General features: G+C 73.2%; 21 protein-coding genes and 1 pseudogene. 8 read left to right on the top strand and 14 right to left on the bottom strand.

All coding sequences use genetic code 11. The annotated features are described in order from the left end of the window. Positions 1 to 125: 125 nt before the first annotated feature. On the top strand, positions 126 to 545 hold the full coding sequence (locus ABZO31_RS28630) for a Fur family transcriptional regulator (RefSeq protein WP_406865510.1): 420 nt from the start codon (positions 126 to 128) through the stop codon (positions 543 to 545). A gap of 13 nt (positions 546 to 558) precedes the next feature. On the opposite strand, the gene ABZO31_RS28625 is transcribed toward ABZO31_RS28630, so the two are convergent. The 11 genes from ABZO31_RS28625 to rpmG form a co-directional block, all read right to left on the bottom strand. Continuing rightward, on the bottom strand, positions 559 to 1,779 hold the full coding sequence (locus tag ABZO31_RS28625; protein WP_406864197.1) for a preprotein translocase subunit SecY: 1,221 nt from the start codon (positions 1,777 to 1,779) through the stop codon (positions 559 to 561). Between the two features lie 58 nt (positions 1,780 to 1,837). Beyond that, positions 1,838 to 3,139, bottom strand: a complete 1,302-nt coding sequence (locus ABZO31_RS28620) for a phytase (RefSeq protein ID WP_406864195.1) — start codon at positions 3,137 to 3,139, stop codon at positions 1,838 to 1,840. Between the two features lie 221 nt (positions 3,140 to 3,360). Then, positions 3,361 to 4,806, bottom strand: coding sequence for an argininosuccinate synthase (gene argG, locus ABZO31_RS28615; RefSeq protein WP_406864194.1), 1,446 nt, complete (start codon positions 4,804 to 4,806; stop codon positions 3,361 to 3,363). A gap of 134 nt (positions 4,807 to 4,940) precedes the next feature. Next, positions 4,941 to 9,035: an SAV_2336 N-terminal domain-related protein gene (locus ABZO31_RS28610; protein WP_406864193.1), complete on the bottom strand. Its 4,095-nt coding sequence runs from the start codon at positions 9,033 to 9,035 to the stop codon at positions 4,941 to 4,943. Between the two features lie 13 nt (positions 9,036 to 9,048). Beyond that, complete coding sequence (locus ABZO31_RS28605; protein ID WP_406864192.1) at positions 9,049 to 10,134, bottom strand: AAA family ATPase; 1,086 nt, start codon at positions 10,132 to 10,134, stop codon at positions 9,049 to 9,051. A 49-nt stretch (positions 10,135 to 10,183) separates the two neighbouring features. Further along, on the bottom strand, positions 10,184 to 12,202 hold the full coding sequence (locus tag ABZO31_RS28600; RefSeq protein ID WP_406864191.1) for a hypothetical protein: 2,019 nt from the start codon (positions 12,200 to 12,202) through the stop codon (positions 10,184 to 10,186). Continuing rightward, positions 12,199 to 13,230 carry an alpha/beta fold hydrolase gene (locus ABZO31_RS28595; protein ID WP_406864190.1) on the bottom strand — a complete coding sequence of 344 codons (1,032 nt, stop codon included), beginning with the start codon at positions 13,228 to 13,230 and terminating at the stop codon, positions 12,199 to 12,201. The genes ABZO31_RS28600 and ABZO31_RS28595 overlap by 4 nt, the downstream gene beginning before the upstream one ends. Positions 13,231 to 13,856: 626 nt before the next feature. After that, positions 13,857 to 14,093 (bottom strand): 30S ribosomal protein S18, encoded by a 237-nt coding sequence (gene rpsR, locus ABZO31_RS28590; RefSeq protein ID WP_406864189.1) that lies wholly within the window; start codon positions 14,091 to 14,093, stop codon positions 13,857 to 13,859. 45 nt (positions 14,094 to 14,138) lie between these two features. Then, positions 14,139 to 15,272: a CobW family GTP-binding protein gene (locus ABZO31_RS28585; protein WP_406865509.1), complete on the bottom strand. Its 1,134-nt coding sequence runs from the start codon at positions 15,270 to 15,272 to the stop codon at positions 14,139 to 14,141. A 14-nt stretch (positions 15,273 to 15,286) separates the two neighbouring features. Next, entirely contained in the window at positions 15,287 to 15,535 is a 249-nt protein-coding gene (locus tag ABZO31_RS28580) for a type B 50S ribosomal protein L31 (protein ID WP_406864188.1), read from the bottom strand. 59 nt (positions 15,536 to 15,594) lie between these two features. Next, on the bottom strand, positions 15,595 to 15,759 hold the full coding sequence (gene rpmG, locus ABZO31_RS28575) for a 50S ribosomal protein L33 (RefSeq protein ID WP_406864187.1): 165 nt from the start codon (positions 15,757 to 15,759) through the stop codon (positions 15,595 to 15,597). Between the two features lie 64 nt (positions 15,760 to 15,823). On the opposite strand from rpmG, the gene rpmB reads away from it, so the two are divergent. The 6 genes from rpmB (at position 15,824) to ABZO31_RS28545 (ending at position 21,006) form a co-directional block, all read left to right on the top strand. Further along, on the top strand, positions 15,824 to 16,060 hold the full coding sequence (gene rpmB, locus ABZO31_RS28570; protein ID WP_406864186.1) for a 50S ribosomal protein L28: 237 nt from the start codon (positions 15,824 to 15,826) through the stop codon (positions 16,058 to 16,060). After that, on the top strand, positions 16,060 to 16,365 hold the full coding sequence (gene rpsN / locus ABZO31_RS28565) for a 30S ribosomal protein S14 (RefSeq protein ID WP_406864185.1): 306 nt from the start codon (positions 16,060 to 16,062) through the stop codon (positions 16,363 to 16,365). The genes rpmB and rpsN overlap by 1 nt, the downstream gene beginning before the upstream one ends. 292 nt (positions 16,366 to 16,657) lie before the next feature. Next, positions 16,658 to 17,848 carry a pyroglutamyl peptidase gene (locus ABZO31_RS28560; protein ID WP_406865507.1) on the top strand — a complete coding sequence of 397 codons (1,191 nt, stop codon included), beginning with the start codon at positions 16,658 to 16,660 and terminating at the stop codon, positions 17,846 to 17,848. Positions 17,849 to 18,150: 302 nt separating this feature from the next. Next, positions 18,151 to 19,470: a globin domain-containing protein gene (locus ABZO31_RS28555; RefSeq protein WP_406864184.1), complete on the top strand. Its 1,320-nt coding sequence runs from the start codon at positions 18,151 to 18,153 to the stop codon at positions 19,468 to 19,470. A gap of 92 nt (positions 19,471 to 19,562) precedes the next feature. Continuing rightward, complete coding sequence (locus ABZO31_RS28550; RefSeq protein WP_406864183.1) at positions 19,563 to 20,183, top strand: pyridoxamine 5'-phosphate oxidase family protein; 621 nt, start codon at positions 19,563 to 19,565, stop codon at positions 20,181 to 20,183. A gap of 145 nt (positions 20,184 to 20,328) precedes the next feature. Beyond that, the gene (locus ABZO31_RS28545; protein WP_406864182.1) at positions 20,329 to 21,006 is read left to right on the top strand and encodes a TetR/AcrR family transcriptional regulator; all 678 of its coding nucleotides are present in this window, start codon (positions 20,329 to 20,331) and stop codon (positions 21,004 to 21,006) included. 17 nt (positions 21,007 to 21,023) lie between these two features. On the opposite strand, the pseudogene ABZO31_RS28540 reads toward ABZO31_RS28545, so the two are convergent. Together ABZO31_RS28540 and ABZO31_RS28535 are read right to left on the bottom strand one after the other, a co-directional pair. After that, positions 21,024 to 21,515 (bottom strand): annotated as a pseudogene (locus tag ABZO31_RS28540) (amino acid permease); the annotation flags it as partial. 140 nt (positions 21,516 to 21,655) lie between these two features. Next, the gene (locus tag ABZO31_RS28535; protein ID WP_406864181.1) at positions 21,656 to 22,570 is read right to left on the bottom strand and encodes an oxidoreductase; all 915 of its coding nucleotides are present in this window, start codon (positions 22,568 to 22,570) and stop codon (positions 21,656 to 21,658) included. 86 nt (positions 22,571 to 22,656) lie between these two features. On the opposite strand from ABZO31_RS28535, the gene ABZO31_RS28530 reads away from it, so the two are divergent. Next, on the top strand, positions 22,657 to 23,643 hold the full coding sequence (locus ABZO31_RS28530; protein WP_406865505.1) for an ArsR/SmtB family transcription factor: 987 nt from the start codon (positions 22,657 to 22,659) through the stop codon (positions 23,641 to 23,643). Positions 23,644 to 23,760: 117 nt separating this feature from the next. Here ABZO31_RS28530 and ABZO31_RS28525 read toward each other — a convergent pair whose 3' ends face one another. Next, positions 23,761 to 24,666, bottom strand: a complete 906-nt coding sequence (locus ABZO31_RS28525; RefSeq protein WP_406864180.1) for an NAD(P)-dependent oxidoreductase — start codon at positions 24,664 to 24,666, stop codon at positions 23,761 to 23,763. Between the last annotated feature and the right edge of the window lie 64 nt (positions 24,667 to 24,730).

Below are 24,730 nucleotides of genomic sequence, written 5' to 3'. Positions count from 1 at the left end.
GCTGCTGCCGGAATAGATCCTACGATGGACTTTGTCCAAGTCAATGCGAAGACCAGACTCGTACGTATTCATGTGTCGGACGCCGCACAGAAGGTGTCGGACGCCGCACAGTGAGGCTGATGCTCATGAGCGACCTGCTCGAACGGCTGCGCGCCCGCGGCTGGCGCCTGACCGCGCAGCGCCGGGTGGTCGCCGAAGTGCTCGACGGCGACCACGTCCACCTCACGGCGGACGAGGTGCACGCCCGGGCCACCGCGCGGCTGCCGGAGGTCTCGCGGGCCACGGTGTACAACACGCTCGGCGAGCTGGTCACCCTGGGCGAGGTCGTCGAGGTCTCCACCGACGGCCGCGCCAAGCGGTACGACCCCAACGCGCACCGACCCCACCAGCACCTGGTCTGCTCGGGCTGCGGCACCATCCGCGACGTCCACCCGACGGGCGACCCGCTCGCCGACCTGCCCTCGGCGGAGCGGTTCGGCTTCGCCGTGGCCGCCGCCGAGGTCACCTACCGCGGCCTCTGCCCGGACTGCGCGGCGGCGGCCTGACGGCGGCGCGGCGTCAGCGCAGCAGCGGCGCGTAGGTCTCCTGCGCCGGCCGGGAGTCCATCTGCCGGACGGCGGGCAGCGCCGTGCCCGCGGCGACGCTCGCGACGATCAGCAGGGCGGTGACACCGAAGGGCGCGTCGGCCCCGTACCCGCCGAGCAGCGCCACGACGCCCACCGGGATCAGCGCCACCACGCCCATCAGCAGGGCGGCGGCGAAGCCGATCCGCTTCTGCAGGTACACGAGGTAGTCGATCGTGTGCGCGCCGGGCCGGATGCCCGGGACGAAGCGGCCGTCGCGCTTCAGCGCGAGGGCCGCCTCCTCGGCGTCGAGGTCGGTCCCGGCCCGCAGGAAGGCGTGCCCGACCACGAGCAGCACGTACGCGGCACAGGCCGCCGCGTACCATCCGGAGCCGGGCGCCGGCAGCGCGAGCAGCAGCGAGGCGGGGACCGCCATCGCGTAGCCGCCCTGGCCGCCCCGGATGGGCAGGTACTCCTGCTGCCCGCCGTACGCCCGCCGGCCGACCATCCGGCGGGCGGCCTGCACCGGGACGCGGCGCACGGACTGCCGGACGACGAGCACCGCCACGGTCATCGCCACCAGCGCGGCCACGACGACCAGCGGGACCACGGCGTACGCGGCGCCGCCGCCCGCCTCCCGGGCGGCGTCCCGCACCTGCCCCGGGAAGACCGCGGCGAGCTGCGCGAGCAGCAGCACCGACAGCCCCTCGCCGAAGCCGCGGAGCCTGATCCACCCGGCGAGCAGCAGGACCAGCGCGGTCCCGGCGGCCAGGGCGGCGATCACGGCCGCACGGGCGAGGAGGCCGGCATCGGGGAACACCCGGTACGAGAGGGCGACGCCCGCCGCGGCGCTCAGCAGCACCGCCACGAGGCGGCCGAGGCGCGCGATCCGGGCGTGCCCCTCCGGGCCCAGCTCCGCGAGCGCGGCCAGGCGCGGGACGAGCAGGCCGGCCATGGCCGTCAGAAAGGTCGCGGCCACCGCGGGCAGCACGCCGAACGTGAACACCGAGAGCCGCGACACCCCTCCCCCGGTGAGCAGTTCGGCCAGACCCCGCCAGGGCCCGGCGCCCCCGGCGAGGTCCGCGGCCCGGTCACGGGCCGCGGCGTCGGCGCCGGGGAGGGGGAGATTCTGCCCCAGCCGGAACAGGACGAGCACCGCGAGCGTGACGAGCAGTCTCCGGCGCAGGTCCGGTGACCGCCACAGGCGAACGAGCATGACGCACTCCCCCTCTTCCGGCCCAACTGGTCGGACCTTCAAGGATAGTGACGCTCTCTTAGTCCTCCACGGTTTCCAGGACGTCGCCGAGATCCACGAACTTGAAGTTCGTCGCCGGGCGGTCGCCGTCGCCCGGGCTGTCGTGGCCGTCCTGGACGACGAGCAGGCCGTTCGGGTACCTCGCGCCGAGCGGGGCGTTCAGCGCGGCCGCGCCGTCGCACTCCTCGGAGCCGTCGAGGGCCGGGCCGGCCGCGGCGACCCGGAAGCCGCCCTCGTACTCGTTGTCGTCGGCGCGTTCCCGGTCGTACGCGACGAAGGTGTCGTCGCCCTGGCTGGAGGCCAGCAGATAGCCGTCGCCGCCGGGCTCGGTGACGAGGGTGAGGCCCTCGACGTCCGCGGTGAGCTTCGTGCCGCCGAAGCCGGGGTCGGCACCGAGGACGCACTCCTCGGTCTCCTCGTCGTACACACCGGGCACGCCGTACTCGCGGACCGTGTCCATCAGCTTCGGCGTGCCGGTCAGGTCGGCACGCAGCCGCCAGATGCCGACGTCCTCCTGACCGGCGTACAGGGTGCCGTTCGCCGGGTCCACCACCATGCCCTCGACCTGCGGCAGTTCGCCGGGCTCGCCGCACGGCGACCAGGAACCGCCGTCGGGCATCCTGAACGTCGACGGCAGGTCCAGGGTGCGGAGCTTGCGATAGGTGACCTTGCCGCCGGGGGCGGGGAGCAGTTCGAGCAGCGCGATGCTGGTGCGCTCACGCCGGGAGACCATGGCGTAGGAGCGGCCGGTGGCGCGGTCGGTCCAGGTGGCGAGGCCGTAGGCGGTGCGCTGGTCGTTGATCTCGGCCTGGTCGCGGGAGAAGACGGCCGGCGCGGACGGGTCGGTGACGTCGGTGAGCGGGCCGCCGGTGCGGTCGCGGTCGATGCGGTAGAAGCGGAGCCGGTCGTGGCCGCGGTCGCTGGTGACGGCGAGGTCGGAGCGGCCGGTGGTCAGGCGCAGCCCGTGGACGAGGTCCACGTTGTTGAACCGGCCCGGGGCGTCGTCCTCCGCGGCCGGCGGGGGCGCGGCGATGGACTGCACGGGGCGGGCGTCCAGGTCGTACACCCGCAGCCCGCCCTCCTTGGCCGTGGCGACGACCAGGCTGCGGCCGGGAGCGGCGGGGTTGCGCCAGATCGCGGGGTCGTCCGCGTCGGCGTTGCCGCCCGCTTCGTCGTCGTGGAGCACGGGCGTCTCGGCGCGCGGGTGCACGGCGGGCGGGGCGTCCCGGTCGTCGGCGTGCGCGGGCACGCCTAGGGCGGTGGCCGCGAGGGCCACGGTCACGACGGGACCGATGAGGCGGGCAACTCTGCGAGTCGTCACGCTGGTTCTCCTCCGTAGGGGGTGGACGGACCGAGCGTGAGCGTGCTGCCCGAGTGTGTCGGCACGGCGGCCGCAGAGCGACGAGCAGCCACCGCGGGTGGTGTACAGCGGGTGAACGAGCGCATCAGGAGGGCGAGTTGAGGGGACGTTCGGCGAAACGGCCGAGGGCCGGCCCGACGCTCCTCGCGTCGGACCGGCCCTCGTCGTGCGGGTGCGGGCGGTCAGTCCGTGCCGGACTCCATCGCGGCGCGGTCGAGGGCCTCGTCCTCGGCGGAGACCTCACCGCGGGAGGCGATGGCCTCGGCGCCGCCCTCCGGCATGGTGCCGATGAGGCCGGTCGCGGCCGCCTGGGCCGCGCCGATGGCGGGGCCGCCGGTGCCGATCAGGCCGAGGCCGGCGTACTGCTCCAGCTTGGCGCGCGAGTCGGCGATGTCGAGGTTGCGCATGGTGAGCTGGCCGATCCGGTCCGTCGGGCCGAACGCGGAGTCCTCGGTGCGCTCCATGGACAGCTTGTCCGGGTGGTAGCTGAACGCCGGGCCCTGGGTGTCGAGGATCGTGTAGTCCTCGCCGCGCCGCAGCCGCAGGGTGACCTCACCGGTCACGGCGGCGCCGACCCAGCGCTGCAGCGACTCGCGGATCATCAGGGACTGCGGGTCGAGCCAGCGGCCCTCGTACATGAGCCGGCCGAGGCGGCGGCCCTCGTTGTGGTACTGGGCGAGGGTGTCCTCGTTGTGGATCGCGTTGACGAGGCGCTCGTAGGCGGCGTGCAGCAGCGCCATGCCGGGGGCCTCGTAGATGCCGCGGCTCTTGGCCTCGATGATCCGGTTCTCGATCTGGTCGGACATGCCCATGCCGTGGCGGCCGCCGATGGCGTTGGCCTCCATCACCAGCTCGACGGCGGAGGCGAACTCCTTGCCGTTGATGGTGACCGGCCGGCCCTGCTCGAAGCCGATGGTGACGTCCTCGGCCGGGATCTCGACCGAGGGGTCCCAGAACTTGACGCCCATGATCGGCTCGACGGTCTCCAGGGAGACGTCGAGGTGCTCCAGGGTCTTCGCCTCGTGGGTGGCGCCCCAGATGTTGGCGTCGGTGGAGTACGCCTTCTCGGTGCTGTCGCGGTACGGCAGGCCGTGCGCGACCAGCCACTCGGACATCTCCTTGCGGCCGCCGAGCTCGGTCACGAAGTGCGCGTCCAGCCAGGGCTTGTAGATCCGCAGGTGCGGGTTGGCCAGCAGGCCGTAGCGGTAGAACCGCTCGATGTCGTTGCCCTTGTACGTCGAGCCGTCGCCCCAGATCTGGACGTCGTCCTCGAGCATGGCGCGGACCAGCAGGGTGCCGGTGACGGCACGGCCGAGCGGGGTGGTGTTGAAGTAGGCGCGCCCGCCGGAGCGGATGTGGAACGCCCCGCAGGTGAGCGCGGCCAGGCCCTCCTCGACCAGGGCGGCGCGGCAGTCGACCAGGCGGGCGATCTCGGCGCCGTAGGTCTTGGCGCGGCCCGGCACCGAGGCGATGTCGGGCTCGTCGTACTGGCCGATGTCGGCGGTGTAGGTGCACGGGACGGCGCCCTTGTCGCGCATCCACGCGACGGCGACCGAGGTGTCGAGGCCGCCCGAGAAGGCGATGCCGACGCGCTCGCCGACCGGAAGAGAGGTGAGGACCTTGGACATAGGAAGAGTATGCATGAAGATGCATGACCATGCAATATCGGGTCGCGAGGTCCTGCCCCGCGGCCCGCCGCCCCGCCGCTGCGGCCGCTCCAGGGCAGGGCCCACGCTGCCGCCGGGACGTCCACCGCCGCCGGTCACGGTGCGTCGGGCGGCGGTGTGTCCTCCGGTTCGGCGGGGAGCGGGGCGAGCTGGGAGAGGTCGAGGCCCTGGCTGAACGTGGCGTCCTGGAAGTCGGCGTTCCCGAGCAGCGAGGCCCCGACGAAGGTCGCCTCCCGGTCGAAACGCGATCCGCGCAGCGCGAACCGCCCACGGCAGATGATGTGGTCGAAGTGCGCATGGTCGAGGAACGCGGAACCCTTGAACTCCGCGAGCCCCTCGAAGGTGGCGTAGGCGACGCTCATCCTGCCCCGGAACGTGGCTTCCCGCCATCGGGCGGTGCCGAAGAAGGTGGCGTAGTCGAACGACGCGTTCCCGGCGAATTCCGCGCGTCGGAAGACGGAGAGGCCTTCGAAGTCCGCGTAGTCGAAGGTGACCCGCTCGTCGAAACGGGTCTCGTCGAAGGTCGTCAGACCGTGGAAGGCCGCGTAGTCGAACGAGACGACACCCGCGAACCGGCTGTCGTCGAACGTGGCCCGTCCGCCGAAGGCCGCGTACGCGTACGACACGCGCCCGGTGGCCCGCATCCCGGGCATGAGCACTTCGTCGCCGAACTCGACGTAGGAGAAGGAGACGCCCTGCTCGAACGCGCTGTGCCGGAACCCGGCGGGCATCGCGAACCGGGCGTAGTTGAACAGGGCCGGGGCGCTGAACCTGGCCTCGTCGAAGGCGGCCGGCCCGCTGAACGACGCGTAGTCGAACGACGCCCGGGCCCCGAACCGGGCCCTGCCGAAGTCGGCCGTCCCGCTGAACGAGGCGTAGTCGAAGAAGGCCCCGGCCCCGAAGGTGGCCCGGTGGAACCCCGCCACCTCGAAGGTGGCGTAGCGGAACGACGCCTCCCCACGGAACTCGGCCCGGGTGAAGGACGGCGTGCCGAACACCGCGAAGTCGAAGGAGACGTCACCGGCGAACACCGCCTCGCCCCAGAAGCAGTCGCCGTCGAAGATGGCATGACTGAACACGGCTTCGCCCAGCCGCACTTCGGCAGTCTCCGCATCCTGCACCGCGTCCTGCAGCTCGCCCAGCAGCGCCTGGGTGAACGAGGTGCCGGAGAAGTCGACGGCCGCACCGGGTCCGAGCGTCGCCAGATACTCGGCCCGCTGGGCGGGTGACACGTGGGCCAGGCACCGCTCGTACCCGGGGAGCTGGATACCCGTACAGCCGACCGGGTCGTCGTCCGTCGCCCCGACTCCGCAGCACGCCCAGGACGGGCCCGGTCCGGTCCTGCCGCCCGCCTCCGTGAGCGTGTCGACGATGGCCAGACCGAGGCGGGCAGGGCTACCGGTGTACAGCCAGCCGTCCGGGCGGTCCGGCGCCGTGGAGGTGAGCGGGAAGAACTGCTGCCCCCCCGGCGGGCCCAGGACCTCCATGGCCTCGCGCCGGAGCGACGGTGACAGCGCGAGGAAGACGGGCTCGGCATCCTCTACCGCCCGGCGGAGTGCCAGCCGGAAGTCGTCGTGCCGGGCGAGGCCGCTCGCCTCGCCCGCCGCTTCCCCGGCCGCCTCGCCGGCGGCGGCGATCCCCAGCGTCACGACGGTGTCCTGGAACCCCGCGCTGTACCTGCTCACCGCCTCCGGCAGAGCGGCGAGCAGCCGGCCCGCTCCGAGCAGCGCGTCGGGGCCGTCGATCACGACCATCTGGTCGGGGATCCCGGACCCCTCGGGCCGCTCGATCACGCTCCCGCCGACACCCGCCTCGCGCATGACCTCCCTCAGGACGCCCGCGACACCTCGCTCGATCTCCAGGGGAGATCGCGAAGGGCCGACGGATCCTCGCCTCCAGTTCGCCTTCACCTCGACGGCCAGCCAGACAGGGAGGTGCGGGTCGGCAGCCGGGGCCGTTTCGTGCCCCTCGCCGCCGACAGCCTCCAGCTCGTACGGCCGGCTCATGTACCGGGCAAGGGCGTTACGGAAGCCCCGGTCCCGCAGAAGGCTCGCGGCGGACACGGCGTAGAGCCGGGAGAAGTCGTGCTGCCTCTTGGCGAGCATGCCGAGGAAGGCCCCCTCGTGGGAGACCAGGGCCCCGGAGACCGGCGACCACCTCGCACCGTGGGGGATGATCATGATGTGCTCGTCGACGGCCTCCGGAACCGCCTCTCCGGTCAGCACGACGCGCATACCCGGCGTCTGCGAGCCGTCGATGCGCACCGGCAGCGGGCTGTCCCCGGACGGGCTCACCCAGCGGAGGCGGGTCGGCAGCAGTCGCTCCCACTCGGCCCCGTCGAGGAGGCTCCCGTTAGCGATCATCAGGGCGGCGTCCAGTTCGCCTTCCCCCTGCCATCCCCCCTGCCACACCTGTCGGCAGACGAACTCCGGGCCGTCCCTGCGGACCCGGTACGGGGCTTCGTGCCCGCTCACGACGTGGGCACACGTCAGCACGAGCCGTGGCGTCAGCAGAATGCCGGTACCGCGCACCCTCCCGTCCGAACCCAGGACGTCGACGATGCGCTCGGCGATGGATCGGTCCGGCGCAGCCACCGGGGCATTCGCGGCCGACTCCCCTGCCGCCGCCGGTCGTTGCTCCGCGAACGGCAGCCGGTCCTCGTGCACCGGGCGCCCGCCCGCGACGCCCTCGGTCGCACCGCCCCCGACCCGCGTCGCCGAGAACTCCCGCCCCGTGCCGCGGTTGCCCTCCAGGTAGTCCCACACGCTGTACCGGACCAGCTCGCGCACCGCCGCGACGTCGCTGCGGAGTTGGGAGCCCAGGAGTACCTCGCGCACACCGGGCAGGAAGTCGAACTCCAGCTCGTCGGGCGAGGTGTCGGCGGGCCAGGAGTCCCAGGGGGCGAGGAGGCCGCCGAGCGCCACCTCCGCCAGGTGGCCGTGCTCAGACGAGTCGAACATGGACCGGCGGACGAGGGTCATGACGGGCAGCGTCAGCGGGACCGCCGCGAGGTGGGCGGCGAGTTGCTGGGCGGTGGGCGAGGCGTTGGCCCGGAAGCGCTCGACGGCGGCGGAACCGTGCAGGGCGGGGGTGGGCACGCCGTGATGCACGGGGCCGGAATGCTCCGCCGTACGCGGGGTCGCGTCGAGCGGCAGGCAGAGCATGCGCCGCCACCGTCCGTCGCCCGAGACCAGGCGGGCGAGGCGGGACAGGCTCTCCGGCGAGGCGTCCAGCACGGGCACCACGGGCCCGCCCGCCGCGGCCGCCGTCCTCCCCCGGCGGCGCCCCGGTCGGGACCGGCGCGCGGTGGCGACGCGCTGCCAGGCGCCGGTCGCGGCGGCGGGCCGGTCCGCGCGGAGCGCGAAGGGCGCCGGCCGGACGGCGCCGCGCGTCCACAGCCGTTCCGGCAGGACGTTGAGCAGAGCCACCGCGTTGTGTCCGGACCAGTGGCGCAGCACGTCGTGGAGGGCGGACGACCGCCAGCCGTCCGCCACGGTGTCCGTGAGGACCAGGATCAGCCGCCGTCCCGACGGGTCCGCGATCTCCGCCGGGTGGCGCGGTGCCGCCCCTCGTCCGTGGGACACCATGGGGGTGCCGTCCGCGTCGGTGCCCGTCAGGAACCAGCGGCGTACGTCGCGGAAGACCCCGCTGCGGGTCAGTGTGCGCAGCAGTTCGTCGACGAGGTCGGTCCACAGCAGCATGGAGTGGTGCGTGTCCACGACGAGGGCCAGGTCCAGCCAGCGGCTCTCGGCCGGGCGCAGCACCGGGGACAGCGCGAACTGCTCGATGCTGCGTTCCACGGTGCGCCGCTCGTCGAGCTGGTCCCCGGGCCCGCCGATCGCGCGCCGTCCGACCGGCCGCAGGGCGCGCATCACGTCCAGGGGGTGCTGCAGCGCCGCGGCCCGGGGCACCCGTACCGGCATACCCCGGCGGCCCTCGGTCCGCTCGCCCGTCCGCCCCGCCGATCCGGGGAACAGCTGAGCCGCCGGCCGACCGGGTACGGGAGCGCTGTCGTCGCCCGCCGTACCGTGCCGCTCGCTCTCGTCCGGTACGGTCGGCTCCGCCTCCGGGTGGGCCGGGCGCCGGGAGGCGCCGTCCACCCGCGCGGCGAGCCAGAGGATGTCGGCGAGCTCCGCCGGATCGGCGTCCGCGCCGCCCTCGGCGAAGCCCGCCAGCAGCTCCTCGATCACGCGACGGCCCGGCTCACGCCGACGGTCCCGTCAGGTGCTGCAGCACCGTCGCGAGGAAGCGGTCGCGCTCCTCGGGGCCGGCCCAGGCCCTGCTCATCCGGAGCTGGATGGCGTTGAGCAACTGGTCGGTGGCCAGGTCGCCGTCGGCGCTGCGGTCGATGAACTCCTGCATGAGTTCCAGGTATGCGGCGTTCCCCGGCTCCGTGACGTCGACCTCGAGCCGTCGGAGGATGATGCGGGCCAGCTTCTCGGGGCCGGGCGGTTCGAGGTGGAGGCGTACGCAGCGGCGCAGGAAGGCGGGCGGGAAGTCCCGTTCCCCGTTGCTCGTGAGGACGACGACGGGGAAGTACCGGCACTGCACCCGGCCGGCGTCGATGGTGACGAAGGCGTCCGGCGCGTCGTCGGTCGCGATGCCGACGGACGGTTCGTCGCGGGCGAGGCGGGCGAGTTCGGGGATCTCGAACCCGCCGTCCTCGAAGAGGGTGAGCAGGTCGCCGGGCAGGTCGATGTCGCTCTTGTCGATCTCGTCGATCAGCAGCACCCGGGGCCGGTCCTGCGGGAGGAACGCCGTCCCGAGGGGGCCCAGCCGCAGGTACCGGCCGATGGCACCGGCGGAAGCGGGCGGCGGGACGGGGTCCGTGGCGGCCCCCCTCGTCGTCCGTTCGGCGGCGTGCCTCGCTCCCGGCCGCAGATGCTCCAGGTTGGCCTCCTGCAGCCGCCCGATGGCGTCGTACAGATACAGCCCGTCATGCAGCGCGGTGCGGCTGGAGATGGGCCAGCGCAGGACCGGTCCGAGGCCGAGGTCGGCGGCGACGCTGTACGCGAGAGTCGACTTGCCGACACCCGGCTTGCCCGTGATCAGCAGCGGCCTGCGCAGGTGGAGCGCGGTGTTGACGATGTCCGTCTCCGGCTCCTCGGGTACGTACCCCTCGCCGCGCTCCACGGTCCGCTCCCACGCCGGACCGCTGCACGGCGGCGGGACGTACCCGGGGTCGGGGGAGCCGTGGAACTTCCGCCATGGCGGCGGGGGCAGTTCCTCGAGGCGGCGGAGCCGGTCCTCGGTGTCGCCGGCTCCCCGGTAGAGCCACCAGTCCTTCACCACTGCCTCCATCGGGGCCGGAGAACGTCTGTCGTCGTCGGTGCGTCGTTCATGCCAGGGACCGGGTCTCCATCGGGTACTCGGGATCGTCCCACAGCAGGGCCAACCGGCCGTCGCCGCAACCCTGTCGGCCGATGCCGGAGGCGCCGGCACGCCGCAGTTCCAGAATGCGCCGGGGCAGCGCGAGGACGTCCAGCCCGTCGAGTCCGACGCCCTCGGGCGGCAGGAGCGCCGGGATGTCTGCCTCGGGCGCCCCGGGCCGCCGCCAGACGGCCACCGGCACGCCGCCCTCCAGGACGGCGTCGAGCACGTCGGAGGTCCGGTCCGGCGACGTATCGGCCACCACGCAGGCGGGGGCGGCGTCCGCGCCGAGGTCCACGCCGAGCACGTCGGTCACCTGCTCGTCCTCGACGACCCGCACGGCCCGTTCGTGCCTGCCGCCCTGGGTCCGCAGCCAGCGCCACTTGTGCTGCCACTGCTCCCATGCGGCGTGATCGCCCCGGCGCTCCTCCGGGCAGCGCACGACCACCTCGTAGAGCATGCCGAGCGGCCTCGTCCTCCTCGCCCGGGGCACCGCCCACTGGTCGAAGTCGGTCTCCAGCAGCTCGAAGGGCACGTGGAACTCCAGGCGCGTCACGGCTGGGTACGCGTCGCCGCCCGCGTCGGGCCCGTTCAACGTGCGGGCGACGTAGGCGAGTTGGCGTACGAGCTCCTCCCGCACCTCGTCGAGGCTCAGCGGGCGGCCCTCGGACTCCCAGATCGCCTCGGTCACCGCGCGCCGCAGCCAGATCCGGACCAGGTACCGGTCGTCGTCCGTGGCGGCGGGGTCCAGCCGCAGGTGCAGCACGGTCGTGCGGGGCGCGGGCGGCGGAGGCGGGAGCGGCGGGACGGAGAGCCGTTCCCGCGTCGTGTCGACCCAGGCCCGCAGCCCGGCGGCCCATTCAGGGTCGTCCTGTCCGCAGCGGTCGGCGAGGAACCGCACGAACGGCACGACCAGCGGAACGTCGACGCGTCCGCCCTGGCGGTCGTCGAGGTCCTTCGCGACGTCGAGCAGGGTGTCTCCCGGGAGCCCGCCACGGACCGGTGTCGTGCAGTCGGCGACCGTGAAGGCCCAGGCGTACGCGTCGTACGCGCATCGGGGCAGGAGCCGGTCCCCGAAGAGGGCCCCGATGCCGTCCCAGGCGGCCTGGTCGAGGCGGGCCGCGCCCGGCGCGGGGAACTGGTCGTCGTCAAGGAAGGAGCACTCGTCCCAGCCGCGGTCGACGACGAACTGCGGCAGTTGCCAGCCCTCGCCGCGGTCGCGCATGTCCTGGAACCGCCGGTGGAGGGAGCGGCCTATCCGGGCGAGTTCGTCCACGCCGTCGGGCAGGGCGCGTTGCCCGAGTTCGCCGAGCAGTGCGTCGGTGAACTGGCCGGCGGCCCGCTCCGCGTCGTTCTTCGCGGTCTCGCCCGGCCGGGCGGCGTACAGACGGAACTGCCGCCGGCCCACCTGGGTGGTGCCGCCGCCGTAGTCGTTGCCGCCGAAGTTCAGCCGGCCGTCGCGGCCCGCGTCGACGCGGCAGGCGTCGACGAGCGCGGCCTGGAGCGGGAACCGGTGCCCCTTGACCCGGTCGGTGCGCCACCAGCCGAGCATCGACTCGAGGTTGAGGTGCCGGATCTGGCCCTCGTGGGCGTCGGCGCAGGGCAGCAGCATCTCCCGGTTCGCGCCGAGAAAGCCGTGCCCGGCCCAGAAGATCCACAGCAAGTCGCCGTCACACGACGGGAGTTCGACCTGGAGGGCGTTCTTCACGTTCTCCTCGGTCGCGGGCCGGACCGTGCGGTGCAGGGCCCGCAGCCCGTCGGTGGCGGACCAGTCCAGCGCGTCCGGCTGCAGCGGGGACAGGAGCAGCCGGACGTTGCCCGGCGGCACCCCGGCCGGCCCGGTGAGCCACCCGGCGAAGCGCAGGGCGTCGCGGGCGGCCCCGCGCAGGTTCCACCCGGGGCTGATCGCGTACTGCTCGACACCGGCCACGAAGGCGAACGTCCGCTCCGGGCACAGGGGTCGGGGCAGCAGACCGCGTACCGTCACCCGGTCTCCGCGACGGCGCGCGCGATCCGGTCGTAGACGGTGCCGAGCTTGAAGTAGGCGCTGTGGCAGGGGAGGAAGGGCTGCTTGCTGCTCACCTCGTGGTCGGTGACCCGGGGGTCGTCCGGGAAGACCGGCTCGGCGAGGAAGGCGAGCAGGTCCTGCCGGTCGAAGATGTTGAGCCAGCGGGGGAAGCCCTCCGGCAGCGCCTCGCCCGGCGCGAGGCCGGTGAGGGCGCCCATCTCGTACAGGAAGGGGGCCTGCGAGCCGACGGTGACGAGCAGGCGCACGTCGGAGAGGGGTGCGCCCTCGGCGGAGCGCAGCGCCAGCAGGTCGACGAGCGCGATACCGCCCAGGCTGTGGCCGATCAGCACGGTGGGCCCCGGCTCCTCGGCGATCCGCTCGCGCAGGAAGTCGCGCAGGGCCGCGCCCCGGGCCTGGTAGCGGAGGATGTCGCCGACGAACGGCGTGGCTCCGGTGGTGAGCGAACCGCGCCACGCGTTGAGCACCGGCTGGGTCGTGACCCGCATCGCGAGCCTGCCCAGCACGGCGGCGGCGCGGCCGCCGGGCATCCGGGCGTCCCCGCCGAGCCGGGCGGTGAGGAGCTCCACCAGCCGGTCCCGCTCGTCGCCGGTGCAGTCGGCGTCCCCGCCGGCAGCGGCCAGCACCGCGGCGACCACGGCACGGGCGAGCGCGGTGGCCAGCTCCCGGGCATGGGAGTCCTCCGTGGCGTTCAGCGCGGCGCGGTCGGCCTCCTCGGACCGAGCGACGTCCTCGATCGCCGCGCCGAAGCGCTCGTACAACCCGGTGTCCCGCAGCAGGGCTCCGACTTCGTCCCCTTCGTCGGGCTCCGGCGGCAGCTTGCCGAGCAGTTCCAGAACCTCGGCCCCGGCCGGACGCACCCCGGGCATCGCGAACCCGCTCGCACTGTCCCACCCGACCTCGGCGAGGACCCGCACTTCACACAGTGGATCGGTGAGCAGCAGCGCCCACTCGGCGGCGACCCGGTCCGGCGGAGCGTCCCCGCCCACCCCACGGGTCCCGTGAAGCCCCGGCACCGAAGCCCCCTGAGCACTCAGCTCGGCCCCGAACCGATCCCCCCAGTAGCAAGACGCGACGGTGGCCCGGGGAAACCGCGCCATCACCCGCTCACGAACCAGCCCGAACAACACGTCGTGCCGCTCCCGCCGCACCCCGGTCCCATGAACGAATAAAAACCGCACCGCGCCCCCCATCGACTCCCCCACGACCCCCGCGCGAGGCATGCTAACGCGAAGATGACTTCTGATCAGTTCCCCTTGACAATGAAGGCCATGGAGATCACCGTCCAGTGGATCCGGACGTCCTGGACGAAAGCGTCCCGGGGAGGGGAAGCTGCGGCGCGCGGGAACGCAGCCCCCGTCGGCTTGGCTCTCCCACCTCCCGAGACCGCCACCTCCGCGCACGTGGTGCGCATGCACGAGCGCGACGACTTCGCGCCCTACGACACCCAGGTGGACCGCCGCGAAGTCGCCGTCCAGCTCAGGGAATCCGACGGACGCCTACGCGTCCTCCCCCGAGTCGAGCCCCTGTACGCCCTGCCGCCCCAAGCCTCGAAGCCGCCCGCGACAGCCTCTTCTCCGGCGTGGATTCCGTCCGGGACCGGTAGCGCCGGGTCTCAGCGGCTCGTGTACGGGAGGAGGGCCATCTCCCGGGCGTTCTTGACCGCCCTGGCGAGGGCACGCTGCTGCTGCGCGGTCACGCGGGTGACGCGGCGGCTGCGGATCTTGCCGCGGTCGGAGATGAACCTGCGGAGCAGGTCGGTGTCCTTGTAGTCGATGTACGTGATGCCGGCCGCGTCCAGTGGGTTGGGGCGGGCCTTGGCGGGCTTGCGGGGGTCGGGGCGTCGGGCCACGGGGCGGCTCCTTCGGGTGGGCGTTCCGGTCGGGTCGTACGGGGGTCAGGCGGCGTCGAGGAGGGAGTCGAAGGCGGCGGGCAGGCGCTTCCACGCCTCGCGCCCCGCCCGGTACTCGGCGTCCGTCAGCAGGCAGGAGTCGAGCAGGCGCTCCAGGCCCTCCCGGTCGAGGCCGGGCGACGTGAAGACGAGGTGCTGGCAGCAGTCGCCGTGCTCGGGGTGCCAGTCGAGCGCGGCCGCCGCCCGGCGCACGGGCGGCACCAACTCCCAGGCGGCGTCCGGCAGTGACGCCAGCCAGGGGCCGGTGTTCTCCACGGACAGCGCGCCACCGGCCGCGTCCCAGGCGAGCAGCGTGTCGGGACGGTCGGCGAGCCAGAACCGGCCGCGGCTGCGCGCGGCGGCACAGCACAGGTCCTCGAGCGCCTGGTAGAGGCGCTCGGGGTGGAAGGGCCGGTGCCGGCGCCAGACGAGCGTGGTGACGCCCGCCTCGTCGGCGTCCTGAGGCAGCAGCGCACAGGCAGGGTGCTGTGCGGCCGCGGCGGCCGCGACGTCGAAGCCGGCGAGCGCCGCCCGCGCGAGGTCGACGGACGCGGCGGGCACCTGCCGGGCGGTGGGGTGCAGTTGGGTGAGGAGCGCGCGGTCCTCGTCGTCGGCGTCCGCGCTGTCGACGACGGCGAGGACCGGGGGGTACTCCAGCTGGCGGGCCCACGTGTCACCGACGGTCCGCCGGTCGGTGGGGGCGGCGGCGAGGCCGGCCTCGGCCAGGTCGTCGCCGTTGCCGAGGTACGGCAGGACGAGCGCGGGGTCGACGGCGGTGATCACGCCCGTCACGGTCAGCCGTTCGCCACCGTGTGCGGCGATGACCTCCGCCATGGCCTTCGGCTCGACGGAGTCCCACAGCTCGACGACGGCGAGCCGGGTCGTGCCGTCGCCGGCGAGCCGTTGCAGTTCGGGGACGAGGTCCTCGCGCAGCGCGCAGCAGGCGCAGTCGTTGACCAGAGGTGTCTCCCCTCGGGACAGGACGCCGCCGGCGTCGCGGACCGTGCGCCGCACGACCCCGTCGGCGGCGCCGGCCAGGTCGTGGTGCAGGGCCACGCTGCCCGGCACCGTCCGCAGGAGTCGCTCGACGACCTCCCTGCGCGCGTCGGCATGGAGCCCGGCGACGACGGCGACGGGCATCTGGTGCACGTGGCTCACCGGCGGGCCCCGTAGCGGCGCTCGAAGCGCTCGACGCGGCCGGCGGTGTCGAGGACGCGTGCGGTGCCCGTGTAGTAGGGGTGGCTCGCCGAGGAGATCTCCACGTCGACGAGGGGGTAGGTGTTGCCGTCCTCCCAGGTGATCGTCTTGTCGCTGGTCATCGTCGAGCCGGTGAGGAAGGCGGTGCCGGAGGCGGAGTCGCGGAAGACGACGGGCCCGTAGGCCGGGTGGATCCCGGGCTTCATGGCGGGGACCTTTCGGTAACGGATGCGGAGTCGGATACGTCGGATACGGAGGGGAGGGGTCAGCGCTCTTCGCGGAAGTCCACGTGGCGCCCGACGACGGGGTCGTACTTGCGGAGCACCAGGCGGTCGGGGTCGTTGCGGCGGTTCTTGCGGGTGACGTAGGTGAAGCCGGTGCCTGCAGTGGACCGGATCTTGATGACGGGGCGGATCTCGTTGCGTGCCATGAGGGCTAGTATATGACAACGGTTTTCATTTCCGAAAACCCCTGATCGAGAGAGGCACCGAGCCATGTCCGCCCACTGCCAGCTGACCGGTACCAAGCCGGGATTCGGCAACCACATCTCCCACTCGCACCGGCGCACCCCGCGCCGCTTCGACCCGAACATCCAGCGCAAGCGCTACTGGCTGCCCAGCGAGGGGCGATACGTCCGACTGACGCTCAGCGCTCGCGCGATCAAGACCGTCGACGCGATCGGCGTCGAGGCGGCCGTGGCGCGCATCCGCGCACGCGGAGGGAAGGTCTGATGGCGAAGAGCAGCAAGATCGCCAAGAACGAGCGGCGCAAGGCGGTCGTCGCGCGGTACGCCGCCCGCCGCGCCGAGCTCAAAGCGGTCGTTCGCCGGCCGCAATCCACGCCAGCCGAGCGGGAGGCGGCGCTCGCGGAGCTGCGCCGGCAACCGCGGGACGCCAGCGCCACCCGGGTACGCAACCGCGACAGCGTGGACGGCCGTCCACGGGGTTACCTCCGGAAGTTCGGGCTCTCCCGGGTCCGGACCCGCGAGCAGGCCCATGCCGGATTCCTGCCCGGAGTGACCAAGTCCTCCTGGTAGACCCCTTGGCCGGACGCGGGCGGGCGCCCCGACGACGGGCCCGCCCGCGCACCCCCTCGGTGCCCCGCCGCGTGATGGGCGAGGGCTCGTCGCCTCATTGCGGGTCCGGGTGAGCCTTCGATCTAATGCCTGGTGTTCGGCAGCGGCGACCCCGACTCCGACGTGCGCCAAGGCGTCCTCCCTCGCCGTAGGACGAGTTCCCCGCTGCTTCTGACCACCGTCACGTACGCATGAAAGGACTCCTGTGGCTTCCTTACGCGCCGCCGTCGCCCTCCCCCTCGCCGCCGTCTCCCTGGCGCTGGCGACCCCGCCCGCCTCGGCGGCCGGGGCGGCCGCCGTCACCGTCGAGGAGGCCCGGCTCGACCGGGCAGCACCCCAGGAGATCCTGCGGCGCAGTGGATTCGCCTCCCTGGCACCGGAGTTCGCCGACGCGCTCGCCGGCGCCGGCTCCTTCGCGGCGGCCGAGCGGACGGTGGGCCGGTACGGTTCGGAGCTCTGGCGGCGGGCCGTGGACCGGGCGCAGGGGCGCGGGGACGCGGGCGGCGACCTCTCGCGGGACGACGACCGGCCGCTGTACTGGTCCCGGATCGCACTCATCCGTGAACTGCGCGCCTGGCAACCCGGGTTCACGATCACCGAAGAGGGCCGGGCCCGGCTGCTCGACCGGCTCGAACGGTCCTCACGCGGCCAGGACTCGATCCGCCACCCCGCCGGGAAGGGCGTGAAGCGGATCCTGCTGACCGGCTTCGACCCGTTCACGCTCGACCGCGACACCCGCATCAGCAACCCCTCCGGGGCCACCGCTCTCGCCCTGGACGGCACCTGGCTGCGCACCTCCGACGGCTCCCTCGCCCGGGTCGAGACGGCCGTCTTCCCCGTCCGCTGGCAGGACTTCACCGACGGCACGGTCGAACGGACGCTGCGCCCGCACTTGTCGAACGTGGACCTGTTCACCACGGTGAGCCAGGGCCGGCCCGGCCGCTTCGACATCGAGCGGACCAACGGGGCCTGGCGCGGCGGCTTCCCCGACAACGAGAACCTGTCCCGCACGGAGACGGTGCCCGTCGCCGATCCGGCCACGCAGCCCCAGTGGACGTCGACGACCCTCCCGTACGCGGCGATCACCGCCGCCTCCACCGGCCGCTTCCCGGTGTACGACAACACCTCGGTGACCGAGCTCCCGGCCGGGGCGGACAAGCCCGTGGTCCGCCCCGACGGGCCGACGCCCGGCTCCCTCGCCCGGGCGGGCGGCGGCGGGGACTACCTGTCCAACGAGATCGCCTACCGCGCCACCCTGCTGCGCGACCGCCTCGGCCTGACCCGGCTGCCCGGCGGCCATGTGCACACACCGGTCCTCCGGTTCGGCGCGGGGAACACCGACCCGGCGACCGGCACGGTCACCGACACCGAGTTCGTACGGAACCGGCTCGACATCATCGCCCAGGTACGGGCGATCGTCGCCGTGGCCGCCGCCTCCCGGTAGGAGCCGGACGCGGACCGGAATCCGCCCCACCCCATGGGGCGGATGTCCCCCATGGCGAGGGAAAACGGAGCATGCCGGCATTCACCCGCTGTATCCCCCGGTTACTTCTGAGTCACCTCTCTGTTCGGGTACGGTCCGGAGCTGCTTGATCCGCTTCTCGCTCCCACCCGCTGTGAGGACCCGATGCTCGCCAGTGAAGTCCCCGCCCGTCGTGCCCGTCGGGGGTGCGGCTGCCCCGTTGCCGGTCTGCGGTACGTCCGGGTCCGGTGCCGCCGAATAGGGGGCGGCGAAGGGGGGATCCTATGAGGTTTCGCCTCGGCCGCCCCGGCAGAAGGCCCGACGGCCCGCACCCGGACGATCCGGCGCCCGCCTCGCCTCCGCCTCCGCCCCCACCCCCGCCGCCCGGCGAGCCCCCCGCGCCCGCCGTCGAGCTCCCGGTCGAACCCGCCGCCGAGCCCGCCGTCGCCGAGGCGCCTCTGTCCGCCCACGAGATCCAGCTCATCCGTGCCTCGGTCACCGTCGTGGAGCCACTCGCCGCGGACATGACGGTCTACTTCTACGCGATCCTCTTCGCCCGCCACCCCGAGGTGCGGCCCCTGTTCCCCACGGGAATGGACACCCAGCGCGGTCGCCTGCTGCGCGCGCTGCTCCGCATCGTCGACCTGGTCGACGATCCCGAGAACCTCGTCCGCTTCTGCGGGCACCTCGGGCGCGACCACCGGAAGTTCGGCACCGTCCGCGAGCACTTCCCCGCCGTGGGAGCGTGCCTCCTCGATTCTCTCGCCCGGTACGCCGGTGACGCCTGGACCCCCGACATCGCCGCCGCGTGGACCAAGGCGTACGGGATCGTGGCCGACGTCATGATCGCCGCCGCGGAGGAGGACGCGAAGGCCCGGCCGGCCGTCTGGCCCGCCACGATCGTGCGCCAGGTCCCCTGCGGGCACGGCATCAGCGAGCTCACCCTGCTTCCCGACACGCCCTACGAGCACGCCGCCGGCCAGTTCGCCGGCGTCGAGACGCCCTGGCACCCCAGGCAGTGGCGCTACTACTCGCCCGCCAACGCGCCCCGCGAGGACGGCACCCTCACCCTCCACGTCAGGGCGGTGCCCGGCGGCACGGTGAGCAGCGCGCTGGTGCACCGGGCCCAGGTCGGCGACGTGCTCCGGCTCGGACCGCCGATGGGCGACATGGTCCTGGACGCCGCCGTCAACAAACGCCTGCTCTGCGTGGCCGGCGGCACCGGCCTGGCGCCCATCCGCGCGCTCGTCGAAGAAGTGGCCCGCCGCGGCGGCCGGCACGAGGTCGACCTCTTCTTCGGCGCCCGCACGGGCTCCGAGCTGTACGGCGTGGACGACATGCTGCGCATGGCGCAGCGGCACCACTGGCTGACGGTCAGGGGGGCGGTCTCCGACGAGTACATCCCCGGGATCCGGGGCTCCCTGCCGAAGGTCCTCGCCGAGTACGGACCGTGGTACCAGCACGACGCCTTCCTCAGCGGTCCGGCCGCCATGGTCACCTCGGCCAAGGAGACGCTCACGCTCGGCGGCACCTCGCCGGACCGCATCCATCACGACCCGTTCGACACCCCCGTCCTCGACGCCCCCGTACGCGACACCCTCTGAAACGCCGTCCCGCACCCCCCAACGCCGTCCCGCACCCCCCAACGCCGTCCCGCACCCCCCATCCCCCCTCATCCCTGGCTGGAGAACACTCCGTGACTTCGCGCCCGACGCCCTTCGGATCAGCCGGCGAACACCTTCTGCAGCAGCAGCTGGGCACCGCCGACCGCGCCCACAGGTTCTACGACCAGCAGGTACGCCCCTGCCTCACCCCGCAGATGCGGGACTTCATCGGCCACCAGACCATGGTCTTCCTGGCCACCGCCGACTCACGCGGGGAGTGCGACGCCAGCTTCCGGGCGGGCCCGCCGGGGTTCGTCCACGTGATCGACGAACACACCCTGGCCTACCCGGAGTTCCGCGGGAACGGCGTGCTCGCCAGCGCCGGCAACATCACGGAGAACCCCCATCTCGGCATGCTGTTCGTGGACTTCACCCGCGACCGCATAGGACTGCACGTCAACGGCGTGGCCCGCCTGTACGCCGACACGGACCTGCGCGCGCTGCACCCGGGACTGCCGACCGACGTCGCGCCGGGCCGCAGCCCCGAGCTGTGGGTGCACCTGAGCGTCGAGGAGGCGTACATCCACTGCTCCAAGTACATCCCGCACCTGACGGAGTCCCCGCGCCCCGCCCCTCAGGACAGCGCCACCCGCCCCAAGGACGCCCAGTACTTCACCGGCCCGCGCCACGCCGCCCACCCGTCATCCCACTGACGGCGGCGGTCCGGCCGAACAGACGGCCGCCCGGGTCGACACCCGTGACGCGCCCGTCGACGGACTCGAATCCTGAGCTGAGCGAAAGACCACTGCGACACACCTTCACCAAGTTCAAGCACTTAGTTCAAGTAGAGTGGCGAGCATGGCCAGGAACACCCTCACCCCCGACCAGATCGTCCGCGCCGCGATCGAACTCCTCGACCAGGAAGGACTCGACGGCCTCAACATGCGCAGCCTGGGCGCGCGGCTCGGCGCGGCCGCGACCGCCGTCTACTGGCACATCAAGACCAAGGACGAGCTCGTCCGGCTCGCCGGGGACACGGTGTGGAACGAGGTCGAGCTTCCCGACCTCGACGCGCTGGAGTGGCGGGCGGCCGCGGCCGCCATGGCCGGCAGCATGCACGCGATGCTCAACCGGCACCCGTGGCTCGGCCAGGCCTTCGGCAGCCACCTGCTCTACGGCCCCGGCAAGGCCCGGCACGACGACCACAGCCTCGCCCTGTACGAGAAGGCCGGCTTCACCCCCGCCGACGCCGACCGGGCGGCGGCCACCGTCTTCGTGTACGTCCTCGGCAGCGCGCTGGGCGCCGCCGCGCAGGTCTCGCTGACCCGGCGGCTGAGCAAGAGTGGCGACCCGGAGAAGGAGCTGGCGGACACGATGGCGGCGGCCACCGAGGTCGCCATGGCCTTCCCTCGCCTCCGGGACCGCCTGGACTCCGCCGCGGCCCAGTACACCGCAGCCCCCGACCGCACCTTCGAGTTCGGTCTGGCCGCGGTCCTCGACGGCTTCGAGGCGCGGCTGGCGGAGCGGGCGGAGTAGACGGAGCCGGCGGAGTCGAGGGCACCGCGCTGGTTCTGGAGGAGGCGCTGCCACAGGTGTTCCGGTTCGGCCTCGGGGATCAGGACGGTGACCCGGGTTCCCGGTTCAGCGGTGCGCAGCCCGCGTACGTACGCGCTGACGGGCCGGCCGAGCGAGCGGCGCTCCGCGGGCAGCCGGACGAGTTCGACGCCCTGGTTCCACAGGGCCCACTCCCGCTCCAGGGCCTCGATGGCCGCCAGGTCCTCGGCGTCCGGGTGGCAGACGGTGACCGCCCGGACCTCGTCGCCGAGGGAGACGGCCGCTGTGAGGGCCGCGGTGAGGGCCTCGCTGGTGAGCCGGGTGAGCGAGGAGACGGGGACGAGGACGAGGGAGCGCTCGCGGTGCGGCGGCTCGGGGACGCGGCCGACACCCAGGCGCTCGCCGATCCGCCCGTACGTGCGGTGGACGGCCTCGAAGGCGAGCACGAGGACGGGCAGATGGATCACGATCAGCCAGGCCCCGTCGTGGAACTCGAGTACCGCCCCTGACCCCGCCCGCGTCGCCGCCGGCCCACACGCCGGCGGTCGCGGTGAGCGTCAGGCGCGGCCGCGGAGGACGAAGGCGGTGACGTGCGGCAGCGGGTACGGCAGGCAGGGACGGCGGGACGCGGTCATGCCGTTGCGTGGTGGAGGGAGTCCAGGTCGGCCAGTTCGTCCTCGGTGAGGCGCAGAGAGCCCGCCGCCACGTTCTGGGCGAGGTGATCGAGGTCGCCGGTGCCGGGGATGGCCAGGACGTGCGGGCCGCGGTGCAGCGTCCAGGCCAGCCGGACCTGGGCGGTGCTCACCCCACGGGCGCGGGCGACGGCCTGAACTGTGCCGCTGTCGTGCGCGGGTGCGCCGACCGTGCGTCCGCTGCCGGCGATCGAGTAGAACGGCACGAACGCGATGCGCTGTTCACCGCACCGGCGCAGAAGCTCCTCCTGTTCGGGCGATACGCCGATGCCGTACATGTTCTGGACGCAGACCACCGGCGCGATGGCCTGGGCCTCGGCGAGGTGGTGGGGGCGGATGTTGGACAGGCCCAGGTGGCGGATGAGTCCGGCGGCACGCAGTTCGGCGAGCGCGCCGAAGCGGTCGGCGATGGAGTCGGTGCCGACGATGCGCAGGTTGACCACGTCGAGGTGGTCGCGCCCGAGTTGGCGCAGATTCTCCTCGACCTGGCCGCGCAGCTGCTCGGGAGTGGCGTGCGGCAGCCAGTCGCCGGCAGGGTCGCGGCCGGGGCCGACCTTGGTGGCGATGACGAGGTCGTCCGAGTAGGGCGCCAGGGCGCGGCTGATCAGCTCGTTGGCGCAGCGCAACGGCGAGAAGTAGAACGCGGCGGTGTCGATGTGGTTCACACCGAGCTCAACTGCCCGGCGCAGCACCTTGATCGCCTCGTCGCGGTCGCGTGGGACGGCGTCGGGCACCAGCGCCTCGCCGTGCTGGGGCAGGCGCATCGTGCCGAAGCCGATCCGGTTGACCGTGCGGTCGCCGAGTTTCCAAGTACCCGACGCCGCCGCGGTGATCGTCTGTGAGGTCGTGGTCATGGCGGCATGATCGGTGCGCGGTAGCCTGGCGGGCCATTGATTCACGCATATCCGAATCCGCCGGGGGGGGTGGTGTCGTGGCGGAACTGGCGTTCTCGGCGAACGATCTCGCGCAGGTGCGGTTCGCCGTCTCGCCGATGTGGGAGGTCGCGCCCGGCTTCCGGCTGCTGACGTCGCACACGATGCACTCGACGCATCCGGTACACCGGCCCTGGATCGAGCAGGTGCGGCCACGCGTGACGGCCGCCGGCCTGGACCGAGGATGGCTTGCCGAGCTGATCGGCCCCTCCGGCTACGTCCCCGACTTCCTCACCCCGGCCCCCGCAGGGCCGGCCGTCGCACCGGCGGACGAGTGGGAGGCGATCGCGGCCACGCCCGCCGACCGGGTGCGCCGGGACCTCGAGCACCTCGCCCGCCATCAGGGACACCTCGGCCCCCGGCTCTCCGGCCTGTACGCCGACCCGCCCGCCCGTCTGGCCAAGGTCGTACAAGAGGCCGAAACGTACTGGGAGCTGGCACTCGCCCCGTACTGGGCGCGGATCAGGGCCGTGCTGGACGCCGACGTCTTCCACCGTGCCCGCACCGTCGCCGAGCACGGCACGGGGCGCCTCTTCAACGACCTGCACGACTCGGTGAGTTGGAACGACAACGCACTCAGGCTGGTCCGCCGGAAACGAGACATGCCCCGCGCGTCCGCAGGCGCGGGCCTGCTGCTGATCCCCTCCGCATTCACCGGCCCCGGCCTGCGCACCCAGGTGAGACCGCCGGAGCCGCCGCAACTCGCCTATCCGGCCCGTGGTGTCGGTGCCCTGTGGGAGACACGGCCCGCCACAGGAGTCGCCGCCCTCACCCCTGTCCTCGGCCGTTCGCGAACCCTGCTGCTGACCGAACTGGAGACCCCGGCCTCCACAACCGAACTGGCCCACCGCACCGGACTCTCCCCGGCCGGGGTTTCCCAGTACCTCACCGCGCTGCGCGACGCGGGTCTGGTGAGCGCCCACCGCGCCGGCCGCTCCGTCCTCTACGCCCGCACGGCCGCCGCCGAGACCCTCCTCGCAGCCGCCTCAGCCTGAAGCTCCGGATCGCGCGGCGGCGGAGCAGCCGAGTACCGCACATACTCAGCTGCTCCGACCGGGCGCCGAAGCGCCGTACCGGGTGCCGCGGGCCAGGCGGGGTCCGGAAGAGACGACCTACCGGCGGGCCAGGACCTCCGCGATCCGGGAGAACCCGTCCGCTCCGTGGCCGAGCGCGACGGTGCGGCGGGCCAGGCCCTCGGCGGCGCGCATCACGCCCGCGTCGATGCCGTGGGCCTCGGAGGCGTGCACGACATGGGCCATCGTGGACACCGCGGAGGTCAGCGGATTGCCCTCTCCCGAGTAGCCGCCGTCCTCGATGTCCTCGGCCGTCTCCTGGAAGATCGCCGGCAGGATCGCGCCGATCCCCTGCGCGAACGGGGCCAGTTCACGCGGTGAGACGCCCTCCGCCCCCGCCAGGGCCACCGCGTGCATGTAGCCGGTCATCGACGTCCAGAAGATGTCCAGCAGCGCGATGTCGTAGGCCGCGGCGCGGCCGATGTCCTCGCCGAGGTGGGTGTGGCCGCCGCCCAGGGCACCGAGCACCTCCCGGTGCTCGCCGTAGAGCTCCTCGGGGCCGCTGAACAGCAGGACCGCATCCGGCGTGCCGATCGTCGGCGTCGGCGTCATGATGGCGCCTTCGAGGTAACGAATGCCGTGCTCACCGGCCCAGCGCCCGGTGTCCCTGGCCCGCTCCGGGGTGTCGGCGGTCAGGTTCACCAGGGTGCGCCCCTTGAGCGCGGCCGTGACGGCGTCGTCGCGCAGCACCGCGTCCGTGGCGTCGTAGTTCACCAGGCAGACCACGGTCAGCGGACTCGCGGCGACCGCCTCCGCGGCGCTCGCGGCTCCGATCGCCCCCCGCTCGACCAGCTCGCGGTCCCGGCCGGGGGTGCGGTTCCACACGGTGGTGCGCACCCCGGCGGCCACGAACGCGCCTGCCAGAGCCCGGCCCATCGGGCCGAGCCCGAGCACCGTGACGGCGGCCGCGGCACGCCCGGGCGTGGATTCCGGGGAAGAAGACATGACAGAACTCCCTTGTACATAAGGTGGGAAAGGCAAAGACAGCACAGCCGGGGGATGGAGCGGA

This window comes from Streptomyces solicamelliae, assembly GCF_045348655.1.
Taxonomy (GTDB): domain Bacteria; phylum Actinomycetota; class Actinomycetes; order Streptomycetales; family Streptomycetaceae; genus Streptomyces; species Streptomyces solicamelliae.
This window is presented reverse-complemented; position numbering and strand designations above follow the sequence as displayed.

Coding starts and splice junctions, on each gene's coding strand:
- ABZO31_RS28630 (WP_406865510.1), top strand. CDS start 126: ATGAGCGACCTGCTCGAACGGCTGCGCGCCCGCGGCTGGCGCCTGACC.
- ABZO31_RS28625 (WP_406864197.1), bottom strand. CDS start 1,779: ATGCTCGTTCGCCTGTGGCGGTCACCGGACCTGCGCCGGAGACTGCTC.
- argG (WP_406864194.1), bottom strand. CDS start 4,806: ATGTCCAAGGTCCTCACCTCTCTTCCGGTCGGCGAGCGCGTCGGCATC.
- ABZO31_RS28585 (WP_406865509.1), bottom strand. CDS start 15,272: ATGCCCGTCGCCGTCGTCGCCGGGCTCCATGCCGACGCGCGCAGGGAG.
- ABZO31_RS28580 (WP_406864188.1), bottom strand. CDS start 15,535: ATGAAGCCCGGGATCCACCCGGCCTACGGGCCCGTCGTCTTCCGCGAC.
- rpmG (WP_406864187.1), bottom strand. CDS start 15,759: ATGGCACGCAACGAGATCCGCCCCGTCATCAAGATCCGGTCCACTGCA.
- rpmB (WP_406864186.1), top strand. CDS start 15,824: ATGTCCGCCCACTGCCAGCTGACCGGTACCAAGCCGGGATTCGGCAAC.
- rpsN (WP_406864185.1), top strand. CDS start 16,060: ATGGCGAAGAGCAGCAAGATCGCCAAGAACGAGCGGCGCAAGGCGGTC.
- ABZO31_RS28555 (WP_406864184.1), top strand. CDS start 18,151: ATGAGGTTTCGCCTCGGCCGCCCCGGCAGAAGGCCCGACGGCCCGCAC.
- ABZO31_RS28545 (WP_406864182.1), top strand. CDS start 20,329: ATGGCCAGGAACACCCTCACCCCCGACCAGATCGTCCGCGCCGCGATC.
- ABZO31_RS28535 (WP_406864181.1), bottom strand. CDS start 22,570: ATGACCACGACCTCACAGACGATCACCGCGGCGGCGTCGGGTACTTGG.
- ABZO31_RS28525 (WP_406864180.1), bottom strand. CDS start 24,666: ATGTCTTCTTCCCCGGAATCCACGCCCGGGCGTGCCGCGGCCGCCGTC.